Source organism: Bradyrhizobium sp. sGM-13, assembly GCF_018398875.1.
Taxonomy (GTDB): domain Bacteria; phylum Pseudomonadota; class Alphaproteobacteria; order Rhizobiales; family Xanthobacteraceae; genus Bradyrhizobium.
Genome location: NZ_JAGWDK010000011.1, coordinates 186,737 through 212,052 on the forward strand (window position 1 = coordinate 186,737; position 25,316 = coordinate 212,052).

Here is a 25,316-nt window from a genome sequence, read left to right on the forward strand (position 1 = left end):
GACGTCTCAATCGCGAACCAGATATTCCCGGATCATGATCCGCGCGCGGTGGATACGCGCCTTGACGCTTTCGCGTGTCAACCCAAGAACACCAGCGATCTCGTCGATCGACAACTCCTCGATATCGCGCAGCAGGATCACCTCGCGATAGTGGTCGGGCAGCGACTGGATGGCGCGGGAAAGATCGATGCGAATGTCTTCCGGCGCAAGATGCGCCAGGCGCGCCTCCGCATCGTCGGCCGGCGCTTCCGTGCTTGCTGCGCGGCGCAGCAAGCGAAGGCAGGCGCGGCGGGCCACCGCAAACAGCCACGCCGAAAACGACGTCACCGCGCGCAACGTGCCGACCCGCCGGTACAACAGCAGCAGCGTTTCCTGAACCGCGTCGTCGATATCGGCGGCGCGGCAATTGCGTGCGGCATAGCGGCGGATATCCGGCTGAGCGGCTGCGATCAGCGACACCAGCGCCTCGGTGTCGCCGCCGCGAGCGGCCTCGATCAGCGAGGGGCTGCAGCGCCCCGCTCGGGCCAACGCGCTCATGATGAGGGAAGCCTGCGGCCGACCATGGCGCACATCGGACAAAAGCCGAAAAATCCGGTCGCGATTGCGACCGCGCCGGTGGCCGCGATCAGGTAGCCGGCCATCGTGCCGGGCATGCCCAAAAACCCATAGGCGATCATCACAACGCCCCCGATCGTCCGCATCGCCCGCTCCCAGCCCGGCAAATTCTTGCGATAGAACATAACAGCTCCCTTCGATTGCACGAAAGAACGTCAGCGCGTTCTCGTCAGATAGAGCCGCCGGGCCGAGCTTTCGGTTCGCGGGTCGCCGATCGAGGCATAAAAAAACTCCGGCCGCCAGACGGCCGGAGTTCTGTTGGAGAGCAACCCGTCGGAGGAGGCGGGTTTCCTCCAGGCATTTAGCGGCTGCTTGCTGGAGGCGTCGCTGCTCCGCCCGTGTGCTTGGGCGGCGCTGCACTACCGCCCGCTCCGACGGTGCCTTTCGCACCCGGCTTGGCGCCTGCCCTCTGGCCCGCGGCGCCCGCCGGCGCGTCTTCGTCCATGCTGCCCGACGCGCCGCCTTGCATTTGGGTCGTGCCCTTTGCTCCGCCGCGGATCTGGGTGTCGGATGAGACGCCTTGCGCCAGTACCGGACCGGCAAGCAGAGCCGAGATTGCAACCGCGATCGCCGAGGTTTTCACTAGCTTCATCCACTTCTCCAAGGTTTTGTCGAACGACAAACAGTTCGGCTTCTTCAGGCACCGTTCACAACCCGAACATGTTCATCGCGGGATCAGTCGTTATCCGCGAACGGTGCGCTCACCATGCAAGCCGCGCGATGTGGTGATCGTGCAGGGATTTCGAGGTCATTTTGCGAATCCTTGGCCACATGCAGACCGCATATTCGGCGCCTCCGCAGCGTCCGGAAAGTTCCGTAAAAATATTTTGAACACATGCATTTGACTCGGTAGCCACGTAAAATCGCCATCCAGCCTCGAATCGATCCGAGAACGCATGCCCGTCCGCCAACTCCCCGAACAAGTCGTCAACCGCATCGCCGCCGGCGAAGTGGTCGAACGTCCCGCAAGCGTGGTGAAGGAGCTGGTCGAAAACGCCATCGACGCCGGCGCCAGCCGCGTCGACGTTTTCATCGATGGCGGCGGCAGGCGGCGGATCGGCATCACCGATGACGGCAGCGGAATGACCCATGGCGATCTCGCGCTCGCCGTCGACCGCCACGCCACCTCCAAGCTCGACGACGAGGATCTGTTACGCATTCGCACGCTGGGCTTTCGCGGCGAGGCGCTGCCCTCGATCGGCGCCGTCGCGAAGCTCGGCATCACCACGCGCCACGCCAGCGAGCCGCATGCCTGGTCGCTGTCGGTCGAAGGCGGCCTGAAATCGCAGATCGTGCCGGCCGCGCTGTCGCAAGGCACCCGCGTCGAGGTCAGCGATCTCTTTTATGCAACGCCCGCCCGGCTGAAATTCCTCAAGACCGACCGCACCGAGGCCGAGGCGATCCGCGAAGTGGTGCGGCGCCTCGCAATGGCGCGGCCCGACATCGCTTTCACCTTGGCCGGCGAGGAACGCGCACCGGTGACCTGGGCCGCGGCGCTGCCGGGTGCTGCGGGCCGACTGACGCGGCTCGGCGACATCTTAGGTCACGATTTTCGCTCTTGCGCCATCGACGTGCGCTCCGAGCGCGAAGGCGTCGTGGTCGAGGGCTTTGCCGCCGCCCCCTCGCTGACCCGCGCCAATGCGCTCGGGCAATATCTGTTCGTCAACGGCCGCCCGGTCCGCGACAAGCTCATCCTCGGCGCGGTGCGCGCGGCCTATTCCGACTATCTGCCGCGCGACCGGCATCCGGTCGTCGCGCTGTTCGTGACGCTGGCGCCGCAGGAGGTCGACGCCAACGTGCATCCGGCCAAGACGGAGGTGCGGTTTCGCAACGCCGGGCTCGTTCGTGCGCTGATCGTGCATGCGCTCAAGGACGGCCTCGCCCGCGAGGGCCGGCGCACCGCTGCCAATACCGACGGTGCGGCGCTGTCGGCGTTTCGTCCGTCTTTTGCGCCGCGCCCGACCAACTGGGACTGGCGGAGTTCGCCGGCCTATCCGGTCACGCCTTCGTTCGAAGGCGCGGCGGCAACGGCACTCGCCGAAGCCGGGCAAGCCGCGTTCGATGTCGGCGCACCAACCGCCGACGTACGCTTCGAGGCGCAGCCCTCTGCCGACCTGCTCGACCGTCCGCTCGGCGCGGCGCGGACGCAAATCCACGAGACCTATATCGTCTCGCAAACCCGCGACGGCCTGATTGTCGTGGATCAGCATGCCGCCCATGAGCGCATTGTCTACGAGAAGCTGAAGGCGTCGCTGGCGAAGAACGGTGTGCAGCGGCAGATTCTTCTGATCCCCGAGATCGTCGAACTCGATGAGGCCACCGTCGAGAAGCTGCTGGCGCGCACTGACGAACTCGCCTCCTTCGGCCTTGCGATCGAATCCTTCGGCCCCGGCGCGGTGGCGGTGCGCGAGACGCCATCGCTGCTCGGCAAGGCGAATGCCGCAGGGTTGCTGCGCGATCTCGCCGAGCACATGGCCGAATGGGACGAGGCGCTGCCGCTGGAGCGCCGCCTGATGCATGTCGCCGCCACCATGGCCTGCCACGGCTCGGTCCGCGCCGGGAGACGCCTCAAGCCGGAAGAGATGAACGCGCTTCTGCGCGAGATGGAAGACACGCCGAATTCCGGCCAGTGCAACCACGGCCGTCCGACCTATGTGGAGTTGAAGTTGAGCGATATCGAGAAGCTGTTCGGGCGGAGGTAACGCTACAACTCCCGTCGTCCCGGGCAAGCGAAGCGCGACCCGGGACCCATAACCACTGTTGCAAGACCTTTGGCGCGATGGAGCCACAGCTTTATCCATCGCAATAGCGGTGGTTATGGGTCCCCGCTTTCGCGGGGACGACAGATCAGGATGCGGTTCCAGCCCGTAAAAACACGAACTCCGTATCGTCATACGCGCGCCGCTCGATCTCCTCGAAGCCCTCGGGCGCTGCAAACGCCGCATCCTTCGATTCCTCCACAACGAGCAGCGCACCGGGCGTCATCCAGCCGCCATCGCGCAGCGAGGCCAGTGCCTTCTCCGCAAGCCCCTTGCCATAGGGCGGATCGAGGAACACCAGCGAGAACGGCTCGACCGGATGCGCCGGGCCGAGATTGGTGGCGTCGCGGCGATAGACTTTTGTCACGCCACCCAGCCCCAGCGCCTCGACATTGTTGCGCAGCAACGCGCGCGCTTCTGCGCCGTTGTCGACGAACAGCGTGAAGCTGGCGCCGCGCGATACCGCCTCGATGCCGAGCGCACCGGTGCCGGCGAACAGGTCGAGCACGCGCGCGCCTTCGATCGGGTCGTCGTAAGCGTGGATCAGGATGTTGAACACGGACTCGCGCAAGCGATCCGCCGTCGGGCGGATGTCCCGCGACGAAGGCGAGGCGATACTACGGCCCTTCAATCGTCCGCCAACGACACGCATAGCCCAGCTACTCGTCCCGCGGCTTCAGATCGCGCTTGCCGTGATAGCCGCGTCGCGGGCGGCGCGGCGGGCCGTAGCCACTGGCCTCGTCCTCGTTGCGCGCGCGGGCTTCCTCGCTGCCGGTGCGCTGCACCAGCACGCGGCGGCCCTTGCGGTCGGCGATCAGCGCGCTCTTGCCCGCAGGTTTGAACGGCTTCTTGCCGCGCGCTGCGTCGTCCTCACTATCGGATTTCTCGCCCGGCATCGGCCGGTTGAAATCGGCACCGGCCAGCGTCGCGATCTTCTCGCCGAGCTGCTCGCGCAGCACCCGCGTCTTGACCTCCTCGACCTGGCCCTCAGCCAGTTCGCCGAGCTGGAACGGTCCGTAGGAGACGCGGATCAGGCGGTTCACCTCGAGGCCGAGATGAGCCATGACGTTGCGGACCTCGCGGTTCTTGCCTTCGCGGATCGCAAACACCAGCCACACATTGGAGCCCTGGTCGCGCTCCAGCGACGCATCGATCGAGCCGTATTTGACACCATCGACCTCGACGCCCTTTTTCAGTTCATCGAGCTGCGCCTGCGTGACCTCGCCATGGGCGCGCACGCGATAACGCCTGAGCCAGCCGGTGTCGGGCAATTCGAGCGCACGCGCGAGCCCACCGTCATTGGTCAGCAGCAGCAGCCCCTCGGTGTTGAAATCGAGCCGGCCGACCGAGATCAGCCGCGGCAGACCTTCCGGCAGGTTGTCGAACACGGTCGGCCGCCCTTCGGGATCGGCATGCGTGGTCATCAGCCCGCGCGGTTTGTGATACATGAACAGTCGCGTGCGCTCGCGCGGCGGCAGCACCTTGCCGTCGACGGCGATCACGTCATTGGCGGTGACGTCGAGCGCCGGCGAATTGATGACGCGGCCGTTGACGGTGACGCGGCCCTGCGTGATCCATTCCTCGGCATCGCGGCGCGAGGCCAAGCCTGCGCGGGCCACCACCTTGGCGATGCGCTCTCCGGACTTCTTCGGCCTCGGCTCCGCGCGCGGCGCGCGCTTGTCGAAATCGGTCGGGCGCTCGCGATACGCGCCACGGCCCCCGAAGGCAGGACGCTTTGCGAAGATCCTGCTGTCGTCTTCATTGTCGCGACGCGGACGGTCGTCGCGCGATTCGCTGCGCGGATGCTCCTGCCAATCGGTGCGGCCTTCCCCCGGGTCGCCCTTGCGATCCCGGTGCTCGCGGGGGCGATCAAATTTCGGCCGGTCCTCACGGGAGCGGGAAAACCGCGGACGCTCCTCGCCACCGCGATCGTCACGCGCGCGGTCAAAGCGCGGCTTGTCGAAGCTGCGCCCGCCTTCGCGTGAAGGGCGGGCACCGCGCCCTCCCCGATCATCGCGCTTCTGCCAGGGCTTCTCGTCACCCCGCTCGGGACGATCGCCAAAATCCTTGCGTGGACCGCGCGAAAATCGCTTCTCGCCATCGCGCGGCGGACGATCACCATAGGGCCGATCGCCACGCGGACGGTCGCCGTCCTTCCGGAAACCTTCTCCGCGTGGCGTGAAAGGCCGCTTGTCGCCAAATTTCCTGTCGGAGGAACGCCCAGCCGGACGCGCTTCGTCACGATCCCCAGGGCCGCCCTTGCGATCCCCAGGAGCGCTCTCGCGATCCCTGCGCGGTGGGCGATCATCGCGATCATAGTTCGGACGGTCGCCGCGCGGCTTGAACGCGCGCTTCTCGCCATCGCGATCCTCGCGCGCGCGAAAGTCCTTCCGCGGGCCACGGTCTGGACGGTCGCCACGGGGGCGCTCATCACGGCTGAAGCGCTGCGGCCGGTCGCCAAAATCCCGGCGCGGCGGCCGATCATCGTCGCGGCGGAACGAAGCACCTTCCCGCTTGCCGCCGTAAGGCTTCTTGCCGAACGATTTTGCCCCTTCGGACTTCCCGGCATAGGGATGCCGCTCACCGCCGCGCTCGTCGCCATCCCTGGCGCCAAAGCCGCGCTTGGCAAACTTCTTCTCTGGCCCCCGCGCCGCTCCCGAGCGGCCCTTGCCTGCGCCGGCGCGGCCCTTCACTCCGCTAGCGCGGCCCTTGCCGCCCCCGGGACGGTCCCGCCGGCCGCGGGAATCGTTGTTTTTGTCATTATCGCGGGGCATGAATGTTCTCTTGGGTCCGAATAAAATGGCCATCAGGCGGATCAGGATGGGCTGTCATAGCGATAACGCGCGCGCACTTCGCTCGAGGCGCATTCTCACGCAAAACCGGCATCCACGTTTGCTGAAGGCGGCCCTCATAGCAGGTTTATTCCAATGATACGAGGCATGACTGCCCCTTCTTTCATGGATTTGGCGCTGAAAACGGCCGAAAACGCCGGAAAGGCCGGCGAAGTTCCGATCGGCTGCGTGATCGTGCGGGATTACGAGGTAATCGCCACCGCCGGCAACCGGACGCTGACCGACCGCGATCCGACCGCGCACGCCGAAATATTGGCGATCCGGCAGGCGGCCGAGGTCATCGGCACCGAGCGGCTGGTCGATTGCGACCTCTACGTCACGCTGGAGCCCTGCACGATGTGCGCCGGCGCGATCTCGTTTGCGCGGATCCGACGGCTCTATTACGGCGCCGCCGATCCGAAGGGCGGCGCGGTGGATTCCGGCGTGCGGTTCTTCGCACAGCCGACCTGCCATCACGTGCCGGAGGTTTACTCGGCGGTGGGGGAGACGGAGGCGGCGACACTGCTCAAGGAGTTTTTTAAGGTGAGGCGGTAGGCATCGCGCCCCACATACCGCTGTCATCATCCGCGAAAGCGGATGATCCGGTATTCCAGAGACGCCTGTGATTGATCGATAGGCCGCGGCGTACTGGATACCCGCCTTCGCGGGTATGACAACTTCGACGTGTGGCGAGGTTTTCGACTCATGCTGCCATAAAAAACTCCCGCAGCAATTTCGCCGTCACATCCGGATTCTCCTCCGTCAAAAAATGCCCGGAATCCACCGGCGCTCCCTCCACCTTTGTCGCCCATCTCTTCCACGCATCGAGCGGTGTCGTTGCAGCAGGCGCGACGCCGGCATCGCCCCACAGCGCCAGCATTGGAATCGTGATCTTCTTGCCGGCGTCGAAATCGGCCTTGTCGATTTCATAATCGGCATAGGCTCCGGCGCGGTAGTCCTCGCACATCGCATGCACGCGGGCGGGATCGCGGAACGGCGCGAGATAATGTTCCAGCGCGCGCGGATCGATCGCGTCGAGCGTCTTCGATTTGGTCTGGCTCGCCATCTTGTTCTTGAGGAAAAATTCTCCGTTGTTAGCGATCAGGGTTTCCGGCAGCGGATAGGGCTGCGCCAGAAACGCCCAGTGGTAGATCTTCAGCGCCGAAAGCCGGTTCAGCTTCTCCCAATAGTCATAGGTCGGCGCGATATCGAGCACCGCGAGCTTCGACAACCGGCCCGGATGATCGAGCGCCAGCCGGTATGACACGCGGCCGCCGCGGTCGTGTCCGGCGAGCGCGAAATGCACATGCCCGAGCTGCTCCATCGCCTCCACCATCGCCTGCGCCATCGCGCGCTTGGTGTAGGGCGTGTGGTTCTCGTCGCTGCGCGGCATGTCGGACCAGCCATAGCCCGGCAGGTCAGCGATGATCAGCGTGAACTGGTCCGCCAGTTGCGGCGCGACTTGGTGCCACATCACATGCGTCGACGAAAAACCATGCAGCAGCAACAGCGGTGGGCCGTTGCCGCCGACACGGGCGAAGATGCGGCCCGACGAGGTGTTGATCCATTCGGCCGCGTATCCAGGAAACAGATCGGCAAGATCGGGCATGGGCACCTCTCATGTCATCATCCGCCAACGGGTCGCGCGAATGCGACAGGCTCCGGCGGATGATCCAGTAAACACCAGCATCACGGTCAACAACAGGCGCCCCGGCGTACTGGATACCCCGCCTTCGCGGGGTATGACAGCCATCCTTGCTTCAAACTTTGTTTGCCGTTGCCGCTGGCAGACCGCAGGTTTATGCCATCCCTCAAGTCCGACCAAGAGCAACAAGATGCGAGGAAACCAGCGATGTCGATCGATTTCGAAATTCCGGCTGAAGCCAAGGCGATCCGCGAGAAGGTCCGCAAATGGGTGCAGGAGGAATGCATCCCCGCGGAGAAGGAACTCGACACCAAGCCGCTCGCTGAAGTACTCGGCCCGCTACGGGCCAAGGCCCGGGCGCGCGGCCTGTGGTGCCCGTGGGTGCCGAAGGAATATGGCGGCATGGGCCTCGGCCCGCTCGCCAACGCGCTGGTGCAGATGGAGCTCGGTGAGAGCATGCTGGGCGCGCTGTCGATGAACACGCAGGGTCCCGACGACGCCTCGATGATGACGATCCTGGCCCACGGCACGGAATACCAGAAGGAGAAGTTCCTTAAACCCCTGCTCAACGGCGACAAGCGCATCTGCTTCTCAATGACCGAGAAGGCTGCCGGCGCCGACGCCACCGGCATGCAGACCACGGCGGTGAAGGACGGCAACGAGAACTACGTCCTGAACGGCGAGAAGTGGTTTTCCTCCTCCGCCAGCGTCGCCGACATGGCGCTGGTGATGGCCAAGACCGATCCGAACGCGCCGCGGCACAAGCAGTATTCGACCTTCATCGTGGAGCTGCCGAACCCCGGCTACAAGATCAAGCGCAACGTCGCCAACATGGCGATCGAGGGGCCGCATGACGATGTCCTGCACGGCGGCCACTCCGAGATTGAGATCAGGGATCTGAAGGTGCCGGCCGACAATCTGCTCGGCGGCGAAGGCAATGGCTTTGCGATGGGCCAGCACCGCCTCGCCTATGGACGCCTGCGTCACGGCATGCACAACGTCGCCAAGGCGCAACGCGCGCTCGACATGGCGGTCGCCCATGTCACCAAGCGCTCCACCTTCGGCAAATTGCTCGCCGACCGGCAGGCGGTGCAATTCATGCTCGCCGATTGCGCCAGCGAACTCTACATCGGCCGCCTGATGCTGCTGCACATAGCCTACAAGGCGGAAAAAGGCCTCGACATCCAGCAGGAAAACTCGATCGCAAAAATCTTCCATGCGCACATGGTGCACAAGGTGATCGACACCGCGATCCAGCTCCATGGCGCACTCGGCTTCAGCCAGGATACGCCGCTGGCGAAATGGTACACCCAGGTGCGCTCGCAGCGGCTGGTCGACGGTCCGGATGAAGTACACAAGTGGAAGATCGGCAAGAACGTCATCAAGGCGTTCCGCGAGCACGGCACGACTGCGAGTGCAGCAGGCGGGGATTTGTTGTAGCCATCGTCATTGCGAGCCGCCCGGTCGGCGCAAAGCGCCGCCGGATGACAGGCTCCGCGAAGCAATCCACTTCTCCGCGCAGGGATAGATGGATTGCTTCGTCGCTTCGCTCCTCGCAATGACGGAGGGAGCGGTCAGCCCCGCTCCACCTCCACCGCCTGCCAGGCGATGTCACGACGGCAAAAACCATCCGGCCATTGGATGCGATCGACGGCCTGATAGGCGCGCTCTCTCGCCTCAGTGACGGTCCTGCCCATCGCGCAGACGTTCAGCACGCGGCCGCCATTGGCGACAATGCCACCGTCCTTTGCCACCGTACCGGCATGGAAGATTTCGACGCCGTCGATCCTGGCCGCATCATCGAGCCCATCGATGCGCGTGCCCTTCTTGTAGTCGCCAGGATAACCCTTAGCCGCCATCACCACCGTCAGAGCAGGCTCCGGATACCAGCGCAGGTCGAAATGCTTCAGTTCTCCGTCGCAGGCCGCCAGAAACGCAGGCACGATGTCCGACATCATTCGCAGCATCAGCACCTGGCACTCGGGATCGCCAAAGCGGACGTTGTATTCGAACAGTTTTGGCCCCTGCTCCGTCAGCATCACGCCGGCGTAGAGCACGCCGCGGAACGGCATGCCGCGCTTTTTCATCCCCGCAACCGTCGGCAGGATGATCCGCGCCATGATCTGGTCGTGAATTTCAGCCGTCACGAACGGCGTCGGCGAATAGGCGCCCATGCCGCCGGTGTTCGGTCCTTCGTCATGATCGAACACCCGTTTGTGGTCCTGCGCCGAAGCCAGCGGGATCGCGGTGTCACCGTCGCACAGCGCGAAAAAGCTGATCTCGCGGCCGGCGAGGAATTCCTCGATCACGACTTCGGTGCCGGCCGCACCGAACGCACCGTCGAACATCATGGCGATGGCGGCTTCGGCTTCGGCCAACGTTTTGGCCACCACGACGCCTTTGCCGGCGGCCAACCCATCGGCCTTGACCACGATCGGCGCACCCTGCGTGCGCACATAGGCGAGAGCGTCGGCCGCATTGTCAAAACGACGATAGGCGCCAGTCGGGATATCGAATTCGCGGCACAGGTCCTTCGTAAATCCCTTGGAGCCCTCGAGTTGCGCCGCCTGCTTGCTTGGACCGAACGCCTTGATGCCGGCACCGGCGAGATCGTCGACGATCCCGGCGGCCAGCGGCGTCTCCGGGCCGACCACGACGAGATCCACGGAGTTCGTTTTGCAGAACTCGATCACCGCGCCATGATTCGCAACGTCGAGCGCGACGCATTCAGCTTCACGCGCGATGCCGGCATTGCCCGGCGCGCACCACAATTTGGTCAGCAGCGGCGAAGCGGCAATCTTCCACGCCAGAGCGTGTTCGCGGCCGCCGGAACCGAGCAGGAGAATGTTCATTCGGAGTGCAGCCAAGTGGAGGGGTTGCCGGCCATTGCGCGACGGTTTAGCACGGCCGGAGCCCGCCGCAACAACGTGTCCATTCTCGTGTGGATATGTGCTCTGGCTCCCCCAACATGGCCTCGGCACCTTGCGGAAGCGCCGGAAAAGGCCGATTCTACGCCCTGATATGCCAGCAGATAACCTGATCAACGCACCCGAATTCACCGTCTCGGAACTGTCCTCCGCCCTGAAGCGGACGGTCGAGGACCGCTTTGGCCATGTCCGCGTGCGCGGCGAAATCTCCGGCTTCCGCGGGCCGCACTCCTCCGGCCACTGCTATTTCGCGCTGAAGGACGAGAGCGCCAAGATCGAGGCGGTGATCTGGAAGTTCGCCCACGCCCGGATGCGCTTCAAGCCGCAGGAAGGGCTCGAGGTCATCGCCACCGGCAAGCTCACGACTTATCCAAACTCCTCGAAATACCAGATCGTCATCGACTCGCTGGAGCCTGCCGGCATCGGCGCTTTGATGGCGCTGATGGAGGAGCGCAAGCGGAAGCTCGCCGCCGAGGGCCTGTTCGATGAGGCGCGCAAGCAATTGCTGCCGTGGCTGCCGGAAGTGATCGGGGTCGTCACCTCGCCGACGGGCGCGGTGATCAGAGACATCCTGCATCGGCTGCAGGACCGTTTTCCCCGCCGCGTGCTGGTGTGGCCGGTCAAGGTACAGGGCGACGGCTCGGCCGAGCAGGTTGCGGCGGCCATCCGCGGCTTCAACGCGCTACCCGAGACTGGACCAATCCCGCGGCCCGATCTCCTGATCGTCGCGCGCGGCGGCGGCTCGCTGGAGGATCTGTGGTCGTTCAACGAGGAGATCGTGGTTCGCGCTGCCGCCGGTAGCACGATCCCGCTGATCTCGGCCGTCGGCCACGAGACCGATATCACGCTGATCGATTTCGCCGCCGACAAGCGGGCGCCGACGCCGACGGCGGCGGCCGAAATGGCCGTCCCCGTGCGCAGCGAATTGTTCGCCGAGGTGGAAAGCCTGGCGCGCCGCAGGATGTTGTGCTGGCAGCGCGGCCAGGAGAGCCGTCGCAACGAATTGCGCGCCGCCACCCGCGCGCTGCCGAGTTTGAGCGAACTGCTCGCGATTCCCAGGCAGCGGCTGGATCACCTCGGCGCCGCCCTGCCCCGTGCATTGAAGGCCAATACGCACGCCCATCACCGCCGCTTTTCGCATCTCAGCGCCGGCCTGACGCTGAAGGTGCTGCGCGGCCAGGTTGCGCAGGCCAGCCATCGTCTTACGGTGTCGGGCGAGCGGATCAGGCTGTCCGCTCGCGCCCTGCTGCGCAACCGGCGCGACCGTTTTGCCGGGCTGGAGGTCAGGTTCAAGGCATCAAAACTCTCCAACGCCCAGGCGCAGCGCAACGCTATTGCGCGCGACTGCGAACGGACGCAACGGCTCGCCGAGCGCGCCCGCCGCGCGCTTGAGACCACGATGCAGCGGCTCGACGCGCGGGTCGCCCACAGCGGGCAATTGTTGTCGGCGCTGTCCTATCGCGGCGTGCTCGCCCGCGGCTTTGCCCTGGTGCGCGACGAACACGGCCACGCCGTCCATGCCGCAGCAGCAGTCGGGCCGAGCGCGCGCCTCTCAGTCGAATTCGCCGACGGCCGCGTGGGCGTCACCGCGGATGCGGACCGGCCGCAGGCCACGGCTCCGGCCTCAAGCGCGCCGAAGGCGGCGCCGCGCGAGACGAAGCCCGCCGCGCCAAAGCGCGTGCCAAAGCCGGTCGATCAGGGAAGTTTATTTTAGCGCGCCAGCCACTCGGCGACGCGCGCTTGCGCATCCTTTCGCGCATCCGCGTCGGTGCCGATATGGCCGTGTTCGGGCAATGCCGCGTCGGCGCCCGCGATCGCTCGCAGCGGAAGGTTGGCGCGGTCAAAATCGTGAGCCGCCCCGGGATAGACCACGATTCGCGCCAGCGCGCTGCGGCCGCGGGCACCCTCCACCATCTGACGGCAGGCTGACGGCGAACTGATGTCGTCCTTCGCGCCAATCAACAGCAGCGTCGGCACCCGCGTGCTCCAGCCGAGGCCGGAGGAGATCCGGCAGTCCGGATAGAACGCGATCGCCGAGCGGAAATCCGGGTCAGTCCCGCGCGAAGATGATTGCGGGCGTACCGCCCACAGCACCGCGCTGGCGCCGTTGGCCCATCCGATCAGGCTGATGCGGTCACGCGCGACCCAGGGCTGCTGCAACAGCCATTGCCGCGACGCGTTGATATCGGCCACCCGCTCGCGACGGGCAAGCACGCGGCGCTCGTTGACGCGGCATTGCGGGTCGAGCTCGCGCGAACCGTAACTGTCCGGCAACAGCACGGCATGGCCGGACTTCAGGAGCTGTTCCGCCCAGTCACGGTAGCGCGGCAGCACCGGCTCGGATTGCCCGCTCAATCCGCCGCAGCCATGCAGCGCGATAACCGTAGGAAATGGGCCGTCACCATCAGGCTTATAGAGCTGCGCGTGCAGGGTCAGTCCGGTCGCCGGGATATCGACCTGGCGCGGGGCCGGCAACGACGCGGCGCCGGCCGTGCAGGCCGCAGCAAGGAGCGTCAGGAATAGCGTTGCTGACAACAGGCGCATCGGTCTCCGTCGAATCGGTATGACGCTGCGGGCGCGATGAAATTCACGCTATCATGCAGGGGACGCAAAATCATCACAAGTAGGTCAGTTTGCGGGGCGGACAGTACGACCTATTTATGATAGATCGAATCCGGGAAATACACTTAAGGCCAGCCCGCGGGCCGGCCTATCGGAGAGTTTGACGGTGCTCAATAAATTCGGCCCCTCGGGCCATGGCGAAGCGCAGGTGCAATATCTGGACGGCGATTTCCGCGTGATCTCGCCAGGAACCTATGTGCGCTGCGCCGTCACCGACGTGCGGATTCCGCTCGACGAACTGAAGTACTGGAGCGTTGATCTGCAGGAGGCCTATTCGGTTCCGGGCGCCGTGCTGCAGCGGCACTTTCCCGGCGCGCTGAAGACGCAGGGTTAATCGCGGTTTCGTAGGGTGGGCAAAGGCGCATGCGCCGTGCCCACCATCTATCGTCGAGCCTTGTCTTGAATGGTGGGCACGCTGCGCTTTGCCCACCCTACTCTTTTCTCTCACGCGCCTTGAATAGCCGGTCGGCGACGAATTTTCGCAGGCGCGCAGGATCGTCGAACTCTAGCGTTACCGCGAGCGGCACGATGTGCTGCCGATCGCGCAGCCGCGCCAGATCCTTTTCCGTCGTCACCAATGTCAGCCCATCGCGCCGAGCCTCGGTAATCAAGCCTTCGATCTCGGCTTGCGAATACGGATGATGATCGGCGAAGGCCTGCTGCCTGACGACATCGATGCCGCTTAAGCGCAGCGTGTTGAAGAATCGCACGGGATCGCCGATGCCGGCAAATGCCAGCACGCGCTTGCCCCGAAGCGCGGCGACCGGCGCGTCATCCGGCTTCAGATGCGCGCGCAGTACCGGCTTGCCCTGTGCGGCAATCTCGGCGGCCACCGGCTCGGCAGCGGTGCCGTCACCGACAATGATCAGCGCGTCGGTGCGGGCCAGTTGCGGCCGCAGCGGCGCGCGCAGCGGACCGGCGGGAAACACCTTCCCGTTGCCAAGTCCGCGTTCGCTATCGATCACGATCAGGGAGGCGTCCTTGATGATCGACGGATTCTGGAAACCGTCGTCCATCAGGATCACGGTCGCGCCTTGCGAGCGCGCCAGCGGCACGCCCTCGGCGCGCTTGCGCGACACCACGACCGGCAGATGGCCTGCCAGCATCAGCGGTTCGTCGCCGACATCGGCCGCCGCATGCCGCTCAGGATCGACTCGGACCGGTCCACGCAGTTCACCGCCATAGCCGCGGCTCAGCACGACCGGCGTTTCGCCGAGGTCGCGCATGAGCTTCGCCAGCGCCAACACGGTCGGCGTCTTGCCGGCGCCGCCGACGTGGTAATTTCCGACGCAGAGCACCGGAATGCCGGCATTCAATCCCTTGCGCTGCAAGCGCTGCGCGGCGATGGCGCCATAGAGCGCGGCGAGCGGTTTCAACAGATGCGAGTTGAGCGAGGACGGGCCGTGCCAGAAGCCCGGCTCACGCATTGCCGGTTCCCATCTCGATACGCAACTGCAGCAGATACGGCTCGAGCGCAGAGAGCGTTCGCTCCAGCGCGCCGCCGAGCTGACCGACCACGCGCTCGGATGCGGTGAGCACGGCTTCGCGCGCCTTGGCATCGGCGAGCATCTGCCCGAACTGCTTGACCAGCGCTTCCTCCGTATCGGCCCGCCGCGCGCCGCCCGCTGAATCGAGGGCTTCGTAGACATCGGTGAAGTTGAAGACGTGAGGGCCGTGGACGATCGAGGCGCCGAGCTTGATCGCCTCGATCGGATTCTGCCCGCCATGCTCGACCAGCGATCCGCCCATGAACACGATCGGTGCCAGCCGATAGAACAATCCCAGTTCGCCCATGGTGTCGGCGATATAGATATCGGTTGTTGCGGTGGGCAAATCCTCGTGCGAGCGCAGGGTCGGACTGAGGCCCGAAGCTGCGATCATGCGCGCGATGGCCTCGCCGCGATCGGGGTGCCGCGGCACGATCACCGTCAGCAGTCCCGGGAAGAATCCGGCTAGCGTCCGGTGGGTTGCCGTCACGATTTCTTCTTCGCCGGGATGCGTGGAAGCCGCAACCACCACTGGGCGGCCACGTGTCATCGACATCAGCATGTCCAGCTTGTTGGCGTCGGCCGGCGGCGCGGGAACGTCGAGCTTGAGATTTCCCGTGACCATGACGTTGCGGCTGCCCAGCGCCGTAAAGCGATCCGCATCGATCTGCGACTGCGCCAGGCAGATGTCGAACTTGTCGAGCAGCGCCGAAATGGTGCCGGCGACACGACGCCAGCGCGGGAACGAACGCTGCGACATCCGTCCATTGATCAGCACCATCGGCAGCCGCCGCGCAGCGCTCGATAGGATCAGGTTCGGCCACAGATCGGACTCGATGAACAGCGCCAGCGATGGACGCCAATGGTCGAGGAATCGCGCGACGTAGCGCGGCGAGTCATACGGCACGTATTGATGAATGACATCGGGCGGGAACCGCTTGGCGACGATCGCAGCCGAAGTCACCGTGCCCGACGTCAGGAGGATGCGCAGGTTCAGGGCCCGCAGCCGCTCGATCAGCGCAGCCGCCGCCAGCACTTCGCCGACGCTGGCGCCGTGAATCCACACCAGAGGCCCGGCGGGGCGAACATCGGCGCTCATGCCGCGGCGCTCGCCGACTCGCGCCGGGTCTTCCTTGCCCATCCTCAACCGCTGGTTGATGACAGCAGGCGACAACGGAACCATCACGGACGACAGTTTCCGGTAGACGCGCAACGTCATCGGCAGTGGATCAGCCAAGAGCTGCCTCCGGACGCCCGACAGCCGCGTAGGCGCGACGAGTCGCTTCGTTCAGCAAAGCTTCTACCTGAAGGCGCAGCTTTTCCATAGTTTCGGCGTCGGCGTCCGGCGGCACGTATATATGCTCAATGCCTACCACGGCACCGCGCCCGAATGGCAAATTGATGGTGCTGGAGTCCCAGTTTTTCAACCTGATAAAGCGGCTGGTCGCCATCGCAAACGGCATGATCGGCCGTCCAGACTCCCGCGCCAGCATGATTATGCCAAGCCCCACGACCCGCGCGCGCTTCGGCACGTCGGCAGTGGTAGCGACGTTCCATTTGTCCTCCAGCGCCTGCAGCATCTCGCGGAACGCGCCGACGCCGCCCTTGCGGTGGAAAGCGCCGCTATGATCGCCGGAGCCCCTGATGGTTCCAATGCCGAGCCGCTCGGCGGCGATGGCGTTGAACTCGCCGTCGCGGTGCCGCGAAATCAGCACCTTGGCGCGGTGGATCTCCTTGGTTTTGATGAACGGCGTCATGAAATGTTGGCCGTGCCAGAACGCGAAGATCGCCGGCATCTCCGGCTCGACGATGTCGTAGACGTTGGCGGGGTCGTAGCTGAAGCGGTTGGTCAACCAGACCAGCCGCAAATATTCGGCCGCAAACACACCCAGCGCGCGCTGAACCCAGGTGCTGCGCAGCAAATCGCGAAGGAGGCGTTTCAACTGGAGGACTTCGTGTCTTGACCTGGATCGAGCAACCGATGGAGGTGAACCACGAAGTAGCGCATATGGGCGTTGTCCACGGTCTGCTGCGCCTTCGCCTTCCAGGCCGCGTAAGCGGATGCGTAATTAGGATAGACGCCGACGATATCGACCTGGTCGAGGTCCTTGAACGTGACGTGTTCGAGATCAGTCAACTCGCCGCCGATGACGAGATGCAGCAATTGCTGCGGGGCACTATCTGGCATGATGGTCTTTCCTAACGAGATGCCCGGCGAGCAAGATCGATAATGTGAATCGCGGTATGAACGGGATGATTTGTGGCACGGATTTCGACCGATTCAGGGCAGCCGACGATCCCGGAAATGCTCGACAATGCGCGCATGCCGATCGTATCCCGCTGCCACCAGCACCCCGTGCACCACCTCCCGGCGATTATACGCAATCGCATCCCCCGAGAGCGCGGTCATTCTACCATTCGCTTCCTGCACGATCAAATTCGCCGCGGCAAGATCCCAATCCCGGCTTTGCCCGCCTGCAAAAGCGGCATCGAGACTGCCATCGGCGACCCGGCACAGCCGCAGCGCCAGCGATCCGATTCGCGGATGCAGCGTGATGTCGTCGGGTGACGAACTCAGCCGCTGCACCAGCGGTTTTGGGCCGGCCATGCGGGAAAAATCGAGCTCCGTTCCTGCGGATGCACGGACCCGCTTCTCGTTCAGCATGGTGCCCTTGCCGCGCACTGCGAAGAAGAATTCGTCGCTGGCAGGCGCGAACACTGCGGCCAGTACCGGGGTTGAACCCGAAACCAGCGCCACGCTCACGCACCAGTCTTCACGATGGGCGAGATAGGCGCGGGTGCCATCGATGGGATCGACGATCCAGACCAGTTCCTTGCCGAGCCGTGTGTCGTCATCGACGCTTTCCTCGGACAGCCAGCCATAATCCGGCGTCGCCGCGCGCAGCCGCCGCTCGACGAGGTCGTTGACGGCGATGTCGGCCTCGGAAACCGGCGAGGAAACGCCCTTGGTCCAGTTCTTCAATTCGGTGCGAAACAGCGACAGTGCCAGCGCGCCGGCTTCGCGCACGGTGTCCTTCAGCAGCGCGGCATCGCGCGCCCAGATCCGGTCGGCGGTATCAGCGTCCGCCAAGCGTCAGGCCCTCGATGCGCAGCGTCGGCGCGTTGACGCCGTAGCGGAATTCCAGGTCGTTGGCGGGAACCAGCGACTTGAACATCGCCAGCAGATGGCCGGCGATCGTCACCTCGCTGACGGGATACGTGATCTCGCCGTTCTCGATCCAGAAGCCTGAGGCGCCGCGGCTGTAATCGCCGGTCACGCCGTTGACGCCGGAGCCGATCAGGTCGGTGACGTAAAAACCCTGCTTGATGTCGGAGATCAGTTCCTTCGGCGTCATCGCGCCCGGTTCGAGATGCAGATTATACGACCCCGGCGACGGCGACGAGGAGACGCCGCGATGGGCATGTCCGGTCGTGACCATCCCGAGTTCGCGCGCGGTCGCGCAGTCGAGCAGCCACGTGGTCAGCACGCCCTCGTCGATAAGCGCAAGTTTCTTCACTCTGACGCCCTCGGCGTCAAAAGTCTGCGAGCGTAGGCCGCGCACGCGCAAGGGGTCATCGATGATGCGGATGTTCTTCGAAAACAACTGCTCGCCGAGCTTGTCCTTGAGGAAGCTGGTCTTGCGCGCAATCGAAGCGCCGTTGATGGCGCCGACGAGATGGCCGACCAGCGACCCCGAGGCCCGGGGATCGTACACCACCGGCACCTTGCAGGTCTCGACCTTGCGCGGATTGGCGCGCGCCACGGTCCGCTCACCTGCCCTGCGGCCGACGCTTTCGGGAGAATCGAGATCGGACGCATGCGGGGCCGAAGTGAAATCGTAGTCGCGCTCCATGCTGGTGCCTTCGCCGGAGATCGCGGTCACCGAGATGCCGTGGCTGGAGCGCAAATATGAGCCGTGGAAGCCAGTCGAGGTCACCAGCACCATGCCGCCGATGCCGCTCGAGGCGGACGCGCCGCTCGATTTGGTCACGCCCTTGACCGCAAGCGCTGCAGCTTCCGCTTCGCAGGCGCGGCGCTCCAGCTCGCTTGTGGTCGGAATATTGCGGTCGAGCAGATCGAGCTCGGCGAACTCGCGCGCCAGCAGCGCGGGATCGGCGAGGCCGACAAATTTGTCGTCGGGCGCAACGCGGGCCATTGCAACCGCCCGCTCGGCTAGCTTGGCGACGCCGTCGCCCGAAATATCGTTGGTCGAGACTACCGCCTGGCGCTGGCCGACCAGCACGCGCAATCCGACGTCGTCACCTTCGGAACGCTCGGATTCCTCGACCCCGCCATCGCGCACCTCGACGCCTTGCGAAACCCCGCGCACCGCGACCGCGTCGGCGGCGTCCGCGCCGGCACGCTTGGCGGCCTCCACCAGCCGTTGCGCCAGCGTCGAGAGCGCCGATTGATCGAACAGGTCGGAAGTTGCGGGAGCCTTCGAAAGCGGCGAAGCCGTGGATGGTGAAGAGTTCACAAACAAAATCCCTGACATTGAAGGGGTCGGACGCCGGCCGGCAAGGCCCTGAGATGTGCCTGATTCACAGGGATTTCAAGCATTTTGCGGCGCCAAATGCCAAACATTTTCGGCATCTGCGCAAGGTCTCGTCAATCATGCGAGCCAAGGTCTTGTCAATCATGCTGGCGGGTGACGTTGGATTAACCAGGCTTTTTAAGACGAAACGGACATCGCTCGGCTAAGGTCTCGCGTATCGACCGGGAACATAATCCCGGCGGGGAGATGAGAGCCGTGAGGCGTCAAACAGCAACAAGCGGGATCAATCCCGCCGGGTCGAGCCGTTCACTGCGGCTCGACCCTCTTTCTCTGCCGCTCAGCTTCCATGCGCACGACACCCGTGCGGACGGCGGCGTGCGCAGGATCGAACTTCACCGCGAGCGCGTCGTGCTGCACCGTGCCGTCAAGGGCATGCGGATGGCGATCAACGTCCGCGTCAGCGATTTTCTCGGCGTCGCATTGCGTGGTCTCGACGACGACGCACAGATGCTGGTGCTGGCGCATCGCGACCCGTCCTTAAACATTCCCTTGTGCGTGAGCTCCGACGACGAGGAGATCGCCTCCGCCTGGCAGATGTGGAGCGACATCTTCGCGCTGCCGCTGCTCACGGAAGACGACCATCGCGAACCGGCTAACCGCCGCCGCCGCCACAACGCGATCCGCGCCCGCCGCCCCAAATTCCTGGTACGCCGCCGGCTTGGTAATCTCGGCAACACCGAGACTGTTCATCAGGACGAACGCGAGATCATCGCGCGGGATTAACCTCGCCATCGCTCCTGCAGGATGAGTGAAGCGCTCGTCATCGCTCTCGTCCCTGCGAACGCAGGGACCCATGCGCCGCGGCAGCACTTATTGAGCGCGCGGGTCGACGATCTTCTTCAACAACGAAAGCCTGTGGTTATGGGTCCCTGCTTTCGCCGGGACGACGGACACACTACGCGCGCATCACCGCGTCAACCAAGAGTCCCGCAAACAGCAACAATCCCGCATCGCGGTTCGACTTGAACAGGCGCAGGCACAGCGCGGGGTTGCTTATGTCGAGCGTCCTTATCTGCCAGGCTAGATGCGCGGCAAACGCCACGAGCCCGATCCAGGCCGGCCAGCGCACGCCGCCCAGCATCAGTGCCACGCCGATCAGGATCACGGCGAGCGAATAAAGCACCGAGAGCGCCAAATGGGTGCGCGCGCCGAACAGGCGCGCGGTCGACTTGATGCCGATCAGCGCGTCGTCCTCGGTGTCCTGATGCGCGTAGATCGTGTCGTAGCCGATCACCCAACTGATCGAGCCGGCATAGAGCACGAGCGCGGTGAGATCGATGCGGCCGAGCGTGACCGCGAACCCCATCAGCGCGCCCCAGGAGAACGCCAGCCCCAGCACGACCTGCGGCCACCAGGTGATGCGTTTCATAAAGGGATAGACCGCGACGATGACGAGCGAGGCTATGCCGGTCAGGATCGCAAAGCGGTTGAACTGCAAGAGCACCGCAAGCCCAATCAGCGCCTGCAGGACCAGGAAGGCGAACGCCTGCGTCACGCTGATCTGCCCCGCAGGCAGCGGCCGCGACCGCGTGCGCTCGACGCTGGCATCGAGGTCGCGGTCGGTGATGTCGTTCCAGGCGCAGCCAGCGCCGCGCATCACAAAGGCGCCGATGAAGAACAGTACGATCACGAGCGGCAATTGCGAGATGTCGCGCGCGACGCCGGCGGCCAGCGCCGCCGACCACCAGCACGGCATCAACAACAGCCACGAGCCGATCGGACGGTCGTAACGGGAAAGCCGCAAGTAAGGCCGCGACCAGGCCGGCGCACGCGTGTCGACCCAGTTGCCGGTCGAGTCGGCAACGCGGGCGGTCGCGTCGCTCATTGGGTCGGGGTCATCGCGCGAGAACGTTGCCGTTCAGCGTATCGAAGGTGCTGCCGCCCTTCCTGACCGTCTGCGCCTCGGGGAGCGCAGCGGAGGAGCCGAGCACCTCGCTCAGGCTCGGCCCGGCCGGCCCGCGGGCCTGCGCCTGCTGCGCAACGGCACAGACCTGCTTCTGCATCTTCTCGGTGTTCTTGTGGCCGTTCCGGAGCTGGTCGGCGATCTGCGGCGGGATTCCGCATTTGGCCGAATTGGTCTCGACGTACTTGATCATCTTCAATTCGGCCTGGCCGAAATTGCCGATCAGCTTGCAGGCTTCATCGGGCGGCGCCTTGCGGTCGCTCGCGGCCTTGATCAGCTTGCCGCGCCGCTCGGCTTCCTCGCGCAAGGGAACGAAGCCCTTCATGCACGCGTCCGCCGAACCGCTGGCCTGTGGCGGCGGCGCTCCGCCTCCGAAACCGCCACCGACCGGGGCGGCACCTTGCGACGGGAACGGCGACGGGGCGCCCACCGAGGCGGATGGTGCTGCGCCATTTACCGGCGGAAACGGCGAATTCGCAGGCGCGGCGCTTTGGTTCGGCAAGGGGGCCGGAAACGCGCCCTGCGCGAAGGCTTGGCCCGCGTGAACGGTCACGACGGCAGCGGTCAGCGGCACAATCAGGCGGCGGATCATCAAGGCGGTACCTCCGGCTAGGTCCAGGCAACCCCAGCGTCTTCGAAAACGAAGCGGATTTGCGGTGGGCACTTTTACGATTCCTGCCGACGCTTAACAACCCGTTGATTGGGGCAGCAGCGCGGCGCAGGGGCGGCCCCGGAAGTCAAAAATAGCGTCCGGATTCTAGCGCTTTAGGCTAAAAGCGGCGCGGACACGGAATATTACGGATGCCTGACCTCGATTTTCGCGCCCCTCGCCTGTTCGTCGATGCCCACTTGCGGGAGGGCGAAAGAATCCCGCTGGAGCGCAACCAGAGCAATTATCTGGGCAACGTGCTGCGGCTCTCGGCCGGCGAGACGATCCTGGTGTTCAACGGCCGCGACGGCGAATGGCAGGCAGCGATCGAGGGCCGCAAGCGGCCCGACGGCTTGAGCATCGTGGCGCAGACACGGCCGCAGGACCGCCTGCCCGACATTGCCTATGTCTTTGCGCCGCTGAAACACGCGCGCCTCGACTACATGGTGCAGAAGGCGGTCGAGATGGGTGCCTCAAGTCTGCAGCCGGTACTGACGCGGCACACTCAGGTCTCGCGGGTGAACAGCGAGCGGATGCGCGCCAACGTCATCGAGGCGGCCGAGCAATGCGGAATCCTAAGCCTTGCGCAGGTTGCCGAGCCGATCGCGCTCGACCGCTTTCTCGACAAGCGCCAAGCCAGCCGCCTGCTGGTGTTCTGCGACGAGGCCAGCGACGTCGCCGGCCCAGTGCAAGCGCTGCAAGCGGCGCAGGCCGCAGGCTCCGGGATCGACGTATTGATCGGCCCCGAGGGCGGCTTTGCCGGAGAGGAGCGTGAGCTTCTGTTGCGTCAGCCGAGCATCCTCAGGCTGTCGTTAGGCCCACGGATTCTGCGGGCCGATACGGCCGCAGTGGCGGCGCTGGCGCTGGTGCAGGCGGCGCTGGGTGATTGGCGGGTAGCTGCTCAGCACTAGTCAGGGACGCACCGGCGGACGGGTTCCCCCGTTGCTCGTTACCGGACCCCTGGCCAGCCCAAGCCACCCCCATTAATTCAGTTGGCCAATCCCTGTCGAAACGCCGCCCGGGCCGTGCTAAGGCCTGCGCCAACGAGGCTCCGGAACCCGGCAAAGCCCAAAACGAACCCTAGAACCCGGACTTTTCCGGATATTTGGACGCAAAATGACCGCGACCGCTGCCGTCAGAGGTGCTGCCGGGTCCGCCGCCTGGGCGGACGCGCTGCTATTGTCGTTTGCACAAGGCGGTTATGTCCAGGCCCACCCGGCCATCCTGCAGCCGGCAGAGCCGTTCCTCGATCTCTCTGGCGAGGACATCCGCAAGAGCCTTTATCTCACGACCGATGCCTCGGGCGAGGAACTCTGCCTGCGCCCTGACCTCACTATTCCGGTGGCGCGGGATTACCTCGCCTCCGGACGCGCCGGCCAGCCGGCCGGCTTCAGCTATCTCGGGCCGGTGTTCCGCTATCGCGGCGGGCGGCCCAGCGAATTTTTACAGGCCGGCATCGAATCCTTCGGCCGGCAGGACCGCGCCGCAGCGGATGCCGAAATGCTGGCGCTGGCGCTGGGAGCGACCTCGGCGTTCGGATTGAAAGATGTCGAAATCCGCACCGGCGACGTCGCGCTGTTCACTGCGCTGATAGACGCGCTCGATGTCTATCCGGTGTGGCGGCGGCGGCTGATCAAGGATTTCAACCGCAAGGTCAGCCTCGCCGAGGACATCGAGCGGCTGACGCTTGCGACTGCGCCCGGCCGCAACGAATATGAGGGCGTGCTGGCGGCGCTCGCCGGCTCCGACCGCAAGGCGGCGCTGGCGCTGGTCACCGACCTGATGTCGATCGCCGGCACCACCAATGTCGGCGGACGCACTGTCGACGAAATCGCCGACCGTTTCCTCGAACAATCGACGCTGAAGGGCGGCGCACTGCCGCGCGACGCGCTCGATACCATCAAGCGTTTCCTGGCGATTGCGGGCGATCTCGATGAATCAGTCAAGCAACTGCGCGCGCTGGCATCAGACGCCAAGCTCGATCTGACCGCGGCGATCGACCAGCTCGAAAGCCGCGTCGGCTTCATGGCCGCGCGCGGCATCGACACCAAGCTGACGCGCTTCTCCACCTCGTTCGGGCGCGGGCTCGATTATTACACCGGCTTCGAATTCGAACTGCACGCCAAGGGCAACGGCGTCGAGCCGCTGGTAGGGGGCGGGCGCTACGATGGCCTGATGACGCAACTCGGCTCAGCCTCGCCGATCCCGGCGGTCGGCTTCTCGGTGTGGATCGAGGCGCTGACGCAGCTCGGCCAGTCCAACGCGCAAGGGAGCGCTGCATGACCGCCCCCTTCGTGCTCGCCGTTCCCTCCAAGGGTCGCCTGCAGGAAAATGCCGAGGCGTTCTTCACGCGCGCGGGGCTTGCGCTGGCAAAACCGCGCGGCGCGCGCGACTATCGCGGCACCATTACAGGCCTCGACAATGTCGAGATCGCCTATCTCTCGGCGAGCGAAATCGCCTTCCAGCTCGCGCGCGGCATGGTGCATCTCGGCGTCACCGGCGAGGATCTGTTGCGCGAAAGCATCCCCGATGCCGACAAGCGCGTGCTGCTGATCGACAGCCTCGGCTTCGGCAGCGCCAACGTAGTCGTCGCGGTGCCGCAGGCCTGGATCGACGTCCGTACCATGGCCGATCTCGACGACGTCACGACAGGCTTCCGCGCCCAGCATAACCGGCGAATGCGGGTCGCGACCAAGTACATCAACCTGACGCGCAACTTCTTCGCCGCTCACGGCGTGGTCGACTATCGCATCGTCGAAAGCGCCGGCGCCACCGAAGGCGCGCCCGCCGTCGGCACCGCCGAGATGATCGTCGACATCACCACGACCGGCGCGACGCTCGCCGCCAACGGGCTGAAGGTGCTCGACGACGGCGTGATTTTGCGCAGCCAGGCCAACCTCGTGGCCTCCCGCGATGCCGAATGGTCGGCTGAAGCCCGCGAGACCGCGCGCGTGATCCTCGATCACATCGCAGCTCGAGCCCGGGCCAGCAAATATCGCGAGGTGCGCACCCGTTTCGCCGGCTGCAACGAGGCGTTGCTTAACGAGGCGCATAACCGCTTTGGTGTGGTGGCGCCGTTCGGCGGGCCGACGTCCTCTGGCATGCTCACGCTGCACTGCCCGCCGATGCACCTTTACGCGCTCGGCAGTTTCTTGCGCGAGCACGGCGCCGACACGGTCTCGATTGCCTCGCTCGACTATGTGCTCGACCGCGAAAACCCGCTATTTGCCAGGCTTGAGACGTTCCTGAGCCAATAAGGCTGCCGTTTCGTTCATCGTTGCGACAGCATCTCGCGGGTAACATATTTGGTTGGATAATCTGG

At 65.0% G+C, this 25,316-nt stretch carries 25 protein-coding genes; 9 read left to right on the plus strand and 16 right to left on the minus strand.

Translation table 11 applies throughout. From position 1 onward, the window contains the following. Positions 1 to 6: 6 nt before the first annotated feature. From KJQ96_RS18985 to KJQ96_RS18995, 3 genes are all read right to left on the minus strand, one after another. Entirely contained in the window at positions 7 to 537 is a 531-nt protein-coding gene (locus tag KJQ96_RS18985; RefSeq protein WP_213288076.1) for an RNA polymerase sigma factor, read from the minus strand. After that, positions 534 to 740 (minus strand): DUF2892 domain-containing protein, encoded by a 207-nt coding sequence (locus tag KJQ96_RS18990; protein WP_213288077.1) that lies wholly within the window; start codon positions 738 to 740, stop codon positions 534 to 536. Before KJQ96_RS18990 ends, KJQ96_RS18985 begins: the two co-directional genes overlap by 4 nt. Positions 741 to 916: 176 nt before the next feature. Then, positions 917 to 1,207 (minus strand): hypothetical protein, encoded by a 291-nt coding sequence (locus tag KJQ96_RS18995; RefSeq protein WP_213288078.1) that lies wholly within the window; start codon positions 1,205 to 1,207, stop codon positions 917 to 919. A 304-nt stretch (positions 1,208 to 1,511) separates the two neighbouring features. On the opposite strand from KJQ96_RS18995, the gene mutL reads away from it, so the two are divergent. Next, positions 1,512 to 3,317, plus strand: coding sequence for a DNA mismatch repair endonuclease MutL (mutL, locus tag KJQ96_RS19000; RefSeq protein ID WP_213288079.1), 1,806 nt, complete (start codon positions 1,512 to 1,514; stop codon positions 3,315 to 3,317). A gap of 145 nt (positions 3,318 to 3,462) precedes the next feature. On the opposite strand, the gene rsmD is transcribed toward mutL, so the two are convergent. Continuing rightward, on the minus strand, positions 3,463 to 4,026 hold the full coding sequence (rsmD, locus tag KJQ96_RS19005; protein ID WP_213288080.1) for a 16S rRNA (guanine(966)-N(2))-methyltransferase RsmD: 564 nt from the start codon (positions 4,024 to 4,026) through the stop codon (positions 3,463 to 3,465). Positions 4,027 to 4,033: 7 nt separating this feature from the next. Continuing rightward, positions 4,034 to 6,148, minus strand: coding sequence for a pseudouridine synthase (locus tag KJQ96_RS19010; protein WP_213288081.1), 2,115 nt, complete (start codon positions 6,146 to 6,148; stop codon positions 4,034 to 4,036). Positions 6,149 to 6,301: 153 nt separating this feature from the next. Here KJQ96_RS19010 and KJQ96_RS19015 point away from each other — a divergent pair, with 153 nt between their 5' ends. Next, positions 6,302 to 6,760: a nucleoside deaminase gene (locus tag KJQ96_RS19015; protein ID WP_057842272.1), complete on the plus strand. Its 459-nt coding sequence runs from the start codon at positions 6,302 to 6,304 to the stop codon at positions 6,758 to 6,760. 148 nt (positions 6,761 to 6,908) lie between these two features. Here the strand turns inward: KJQ96_RS19015 and KJQ96_RS19020 are convergent, their stop codons facing one another. Further along, complete coding sequence (locus tag KJQ96_RS19020) at positions 6,909 to 7,814, minus strand: alpha/beta fold hydrolase (RefSeq protein ID WP_213288082.1); 906 nt, start codon at positions 7,812 to 7,814, stop codon at positions 6,909 to 6,911. A gap of 243 nt (positions 7,815 to 8,057) precedes the next feature. On the opposite strand from KJQ96_RS19020, the gene KJQ96_RS19025 reads away from it, so the two are divergent. Further along, on the plus strand, positions 8,058 to 9,290 hold the full coding sequence (locus KJQ96_RS19025; protein WP_213288083.1) for an acyl-CoA dehydrogenase family protein: 1,233 nt from the start codon (positions 8,058 to 8,060) through the stop codon (positions 9,288 to 9,290). A 134-nt stretch (positions 9,291 to 9,424) separates the two neighbouring features. Here KJQ96_RS19025 and purD read toward each other — a convergent pair whose 3' ends face one another. Next, the gene (purD, locus tag KJQ96_RS19030; protein ID WP_213288084.1) at positions 9,425 to 10,702 is read right to left on the minus strand and encodes a phosphoribosylamine--glycine ligase; all 1,278 of its coding nucleotides are present in this window, start codon (positions 10,700 to 10,702) and stop codon (positions 9,425 to 9,427) included. A gap of 169 nt (positions 10,703 to 10,871) precedes the next feature. Between purD and xseA the strand changes: the two genes are divergently transcribed. Next, positions 10,872 to 12,491 carry an exodeoxyribonuclease VII large subunit gene (gene xseA / locus KJQ96_RS19035; RefSeq protein ID WP_213288085.1) on the plus strand — a complete coding sequence of 540 codons (1,620 nt, stop codon included), beginning with the start codon at positions 10,872 to 10,874 and terminating at the stop codon, positions 12,489 to 12,491. Here the strand turns inward: xseA and KJQ96_RS19040 are convergent. Beyond that, positions 12,488 to 13,321: a dienelactone hydrolase family protein gene (locus KJQ96_RS19040; RefSeq protein WP_213288086.1), complete on the minus strand. Its 834-nt coding sequence runs from the start codon at positions 13,319 to 13,321 to the stop codon at positions 12,488 to 12,490. The two genes, xseA and KJQ96_RS19040, sit on opposite strands and share 4 nt — an antisense overlap. Before the next feature lie 184 nt (positions 13,322 to 13,505). On the opposite strand from KJQ96_RS19040, the gene KJQ96_RS19045 reads away from it, so the two are divergent. After that, the gene (locus KJQ96_RS19045) at positions 13,506 to 13,733 is read left to right on the plus strand and encodes a DUF2093 domain-containing protein (protein WP_057842324.1); all 228 of its coding nucleotides are present in this window, start codon (positions 13,506 to 13,508) and stop codon (positions 13,731 to 13,733) included. Between the two features lie 97 nt (positions 13,734 to 13,830). On the opposite strand, the gene lpxK is transcribed toward KJQ96_RS19045, so the two are convergent. The 6 genes from lpxK to KJQ96_RS19075 all read right to left on the minus strand — a co-directional run bounded on the left by lpxK (position 13,831) and on the right by KJQ96_RS19075 (position 19,364). Beyond that, the gene (gene lpxK, locus KJQ96_RS19050) at positions 13,831 to 14,826 is read right to left on the minus strand and encodes a tetraacyldisaccharide 4'-kinase (protein ID WP_213288087.1); all 996 of its coding nucleotides are present in this window, start codon (positions 14,824 to 14,826) and stop codon (positions 13,831 to 13,833) included. Continuing rightward, a complete protein-coding gene (locus tag KJQ96_RS19055) occupies positions 14,819 to 16,105 on the minus strand; it encodes a 3-deoxy-D-manno-octulosonic acid transferase (protein ID WP_213288169.1) in 1,287 nt (428 codons plus the stop codon). Before KJQ96_RS19055 ends, lpxK begins: the two co-directional genes overlap by 8 nt. Positions 16,106 to 16,115: 10 nt before the next feature. Next, positions 16,116 to 16,829, minus strand: coding sequence for a lysophospholipid acyltransferase family protein (locus KJQ96_RS19060; protein WP_213288088.1), 714 nt, complete (start codon positions 16,827 to 16,829; stop codon positions 16,116 to 16,118). Beyond that, positions 16,826 to 17,074 carry a DUF4170 domain-containing protein gene (locus tag KJQ96_RS19065; RefSeq protein ID WP_028351494.1) on the minus strand — a complete coding sequence of 83 codons (249 nt, stop codon included), beginning with the start codon at positions 17,072 to 17,074 and terminating at the stop codon, positions 16,826 to 16,828. Before KJQ96_RS19065 ends, KJQ96_RS19060 begins: the two co-directional genes overlap by 4 nt. 93 nt (positions 17,075 to 17,167) lie before the next feature. Then, entirely contained in the window at positions 17,168 to 17,977 is an 810-nt protein-coding gene (locus tag KJQ96_RS19070; RefSeq protein WP_213288089.1) for a 3'(2'),5'-bisphosphate nucleotidase CysQ, read from the minus strand. After that, positions 17,964 to 19,364, minus strand: a complete 1,401-nt coding sequence (locus KJQ96_RS19075; protein ID WP_213288090.1) for a TldD/PmbA family protein — start codon at positions 19,362 to 19,364, stop codon at positions 17,964 to 17,966. Before KJQ96_RS19075 ends, KJQ96_RS19070 begins: the two co-directional genes overlap by 14 nt. A 273-nt stretch (positions 19,365 to 19,637) precedes the next feature. Between KJQ96_RS19075 and KJQ96_RS19080 the strand changes: the two genes are divergently transcribed. Next, positions 19,638 to 20,165, plus strand: a complete 528-nt coding sequence (locus KJQ96_RS19080; protein ID WP_213288091.1) for a DUF6101 family protein — start codon at positions 19,638 to 19,640, stop codon at positions 20,163 to 20,165. A gap of 172 nt (positions 20,166 to 20,337) precedes the next feature. On the opposite strand, the gene ubiA is transcribed toward KJQ96_RS19080, so the two are convergent. Then, positions 20,338 to 21,267, minus strand: a complete 930-nt coding sequence (gene ubiA, locus KJQ96_RS19085) for a 4-hydroxybenzoate octaprenyltransferase (protein WP_213288092.1) — start codon at positions 21,265 to 21,267, stop codon at positions 20,338 to 20,340. A 10-nt stretch (positions 21,268 to 21,277) separates the two neighbouring features. Continuing rightward, the gene (locus KJQ96_RS19090; protein ID WP_213288093.1) at positions 21,278 to 21,937 is read right to left on the minus strand and encodes a hypothetical protein; all 660 of its coding nucleotides are present in this window, start codon (positions 21,935 to 21,937) and stop codon (positions 21,278 to 21,280) included. 209 nt (positions 21,938 to 22,146) lie between these two features. Here KJQ96_RS19090 and KJQ96_RS19095 point away from each other — a divergent pair, with 209 nt between their 5' ends. The 3 genes from KJQ96_RS19095 to hisG all read left to right on the plus strand — a co-directional run bounded on the left by KJQ96_RS19095 (position 22,147) and on the right by hisG (position 25,251). Then, entirely contained in the window at positions 22,147 to 22,905 is a 759-nt protein-coding gene (locus tag KJQ96_RS19095; protein ID WP_213288094.1) for a 16S rRNA (uracil(1498)-N(3))-methyltransferase, read from the plus strand. Between the two features lie 205 nt (positions 22,906 to 23,110). Beyond that, a complete protein-coding gene (locus KJQ96_RS19100) occupies positions 23,111 to 24,277 on the plus strand; it encodes an ATP phosphoribosyltransferase regulatory subunit (RefSeq protein ID WP_213288095.1) in 1,167 nt (388 codons plus the stop codon). Beyond that, positions 24,274 to 25,251: an ATP phosphoribosyltransferase gene (hisG, locus tag KJQ96_RS19105; protein ID WP_213288096.1), complete on the plus strand. Its 978-nt coding sequence runs from the start codon at positions 24,274 to 24,276 to the stop codon at positions 25,249 to 25,251. Before KJQ96_RS19100 ends, hisG begins: the two co-directional genes overlap by 4 nt. Positions 25,252 to 25,316: the final 65 nt, after the last annotated feature.

Bases quoted from the DNA above. Each gene is read 5' to 3' on its own strand.
- KJQ96_RS19040 (WP_213288086.1), bottom strand. From the start codon at position 13,321: ATGCGCCTGTTGTCAGCAACGCTATTCCTGACGCTCCTTGCTGCGGCC.
- rsmD (WP_213288080.1), bottom strand. From the start codon at position 4,026: ATGCGTGTCGTTGGCGGACGATTGAAGGGCCGTAGTATCGCCTCGCCT.
- KJQ96_RS19020 (WP_213288082.1), bottom strand. From the start codon at position 7,814: ATGCCCGATCTTGCCGATCTGTTTCCTGGATACGCGGCCGAATGGATC.
- ubiA (WP_213288092.1), bottom strand. From the start codon at position 21,267: ATGAGCGACGCGACCGCCCGCGTTGCCGACTCGACCGGCAACTGGGTC.
- KJQ96_RS19065 (WP_028351494.1), bottom strand. From the start codon at position 17,074: ATGCCAGATAGTGCCCCGCAGCAATTGCTGCATCTCGTCATCGGCGGC.
- KJQ96_RS19095 (WP_213288094.1), top strand. From the start codon at position 22,147: ATGCCTGACCTCGATTTTCGCGCCCCTCGCCTGTTCGTCGATGCCCAC.
- KJQ96_RS19025 (WP_213288083.1), top strand. From the start codon at position 8,058: ATGTCGATCGATTTCGAAATTCCGGCTGAAGCCAAGGCGATCCGCGAG.
- KJQ96_RS18990 (WP_213288077.1), bottom strand. From the start codon at position 740: ATGTTCTATCGCAAGAATTTGCCGGGCTGGGAGCGGGCGATGCGGACG.
- purD (WP_213288084.1), bottom strand. From the start codon at position 10,702: ATGAACATTCTCCTGCTCGGTTCCGGCGGCCGCGAACACGCTCTGGCG.
- KJQ96_RS19055 (WP_213288169.1), bottom strand. From the start codon at position 16,105: ATGACGTTGCGCGTCTACCGGAAACTGTCGTCCGTGATGGTTCCGTTG.
- KJQ96_RS19010 (WP_213288081.1), bottom strand. From the start codon at position 6,148: ATGCCCCGCGATAATGACAAAAACAACGATTCCCGCGGCCGGCGGGAC.
- KJQ96_RS19015 (WP_057842272.1), top strand. From the start codon at position 6,302: ATGATACGAGGCATGACTGCCCCTTCTTTCATGGATTTGGCGCTGAAA.
- KJQ96_RS18985 (WP_213288076.1), bottom strand. From the start codon at position 537: ATGAGCGCGTTGGCCCGAGCGGGGCGCTGCAGCCCCTCGCTGATCGAG.
- mutL (WP_213288079.1), top strand. From the start codon at position 1,512: ATGCCCGTCCGCCAACTCCCCGAACAAGTCGTCAACCGCATCGCCGCC.
- xseA (WP_213288085.1), top strand. From the start codon at position 10,872: ATGCCAGCAGATAACCTGATCAACGCACCCGAATTCACCGTCTCGGAA.
- lpxK (WP_213288087.1), bottom strand. From the start codon at position 14,826: ATGCGTGAGCCGGGCTTCTGGCACGGCCCGTCCTCGCTCAACTCGCAT.
- KJQ96_RS19100 (WP_213288095.1), top strand. From the start codon at position 23,111: ATGACCGCGACCGCTGCCGTCAGAGGTGCTGCCGGGTCCGCCGCCTGG.
- hisG (WP_213288096.1), top strand. From the start codon at position 24,274: ATGACCGCCCCCTTCGTGCTCGCCGTTCCCTCCAAGGGTCGCCTGCAG.
- KJQ96_RS19090 (WP_213288093.1), bottom strand. From the start codon at position 21,937: ATGATCCGCCGCCTGATTGTGCCGCTGACCGCTGCCGTCGTGACCGTT.
- KJQ96_RS18995 (WP_213288078.1), bottom strand. From the start codon at position 1,207: ATGAAGCTAGTGAAAACCTCGGCGATCGCGGTTGCAATCTCGGCTCTG.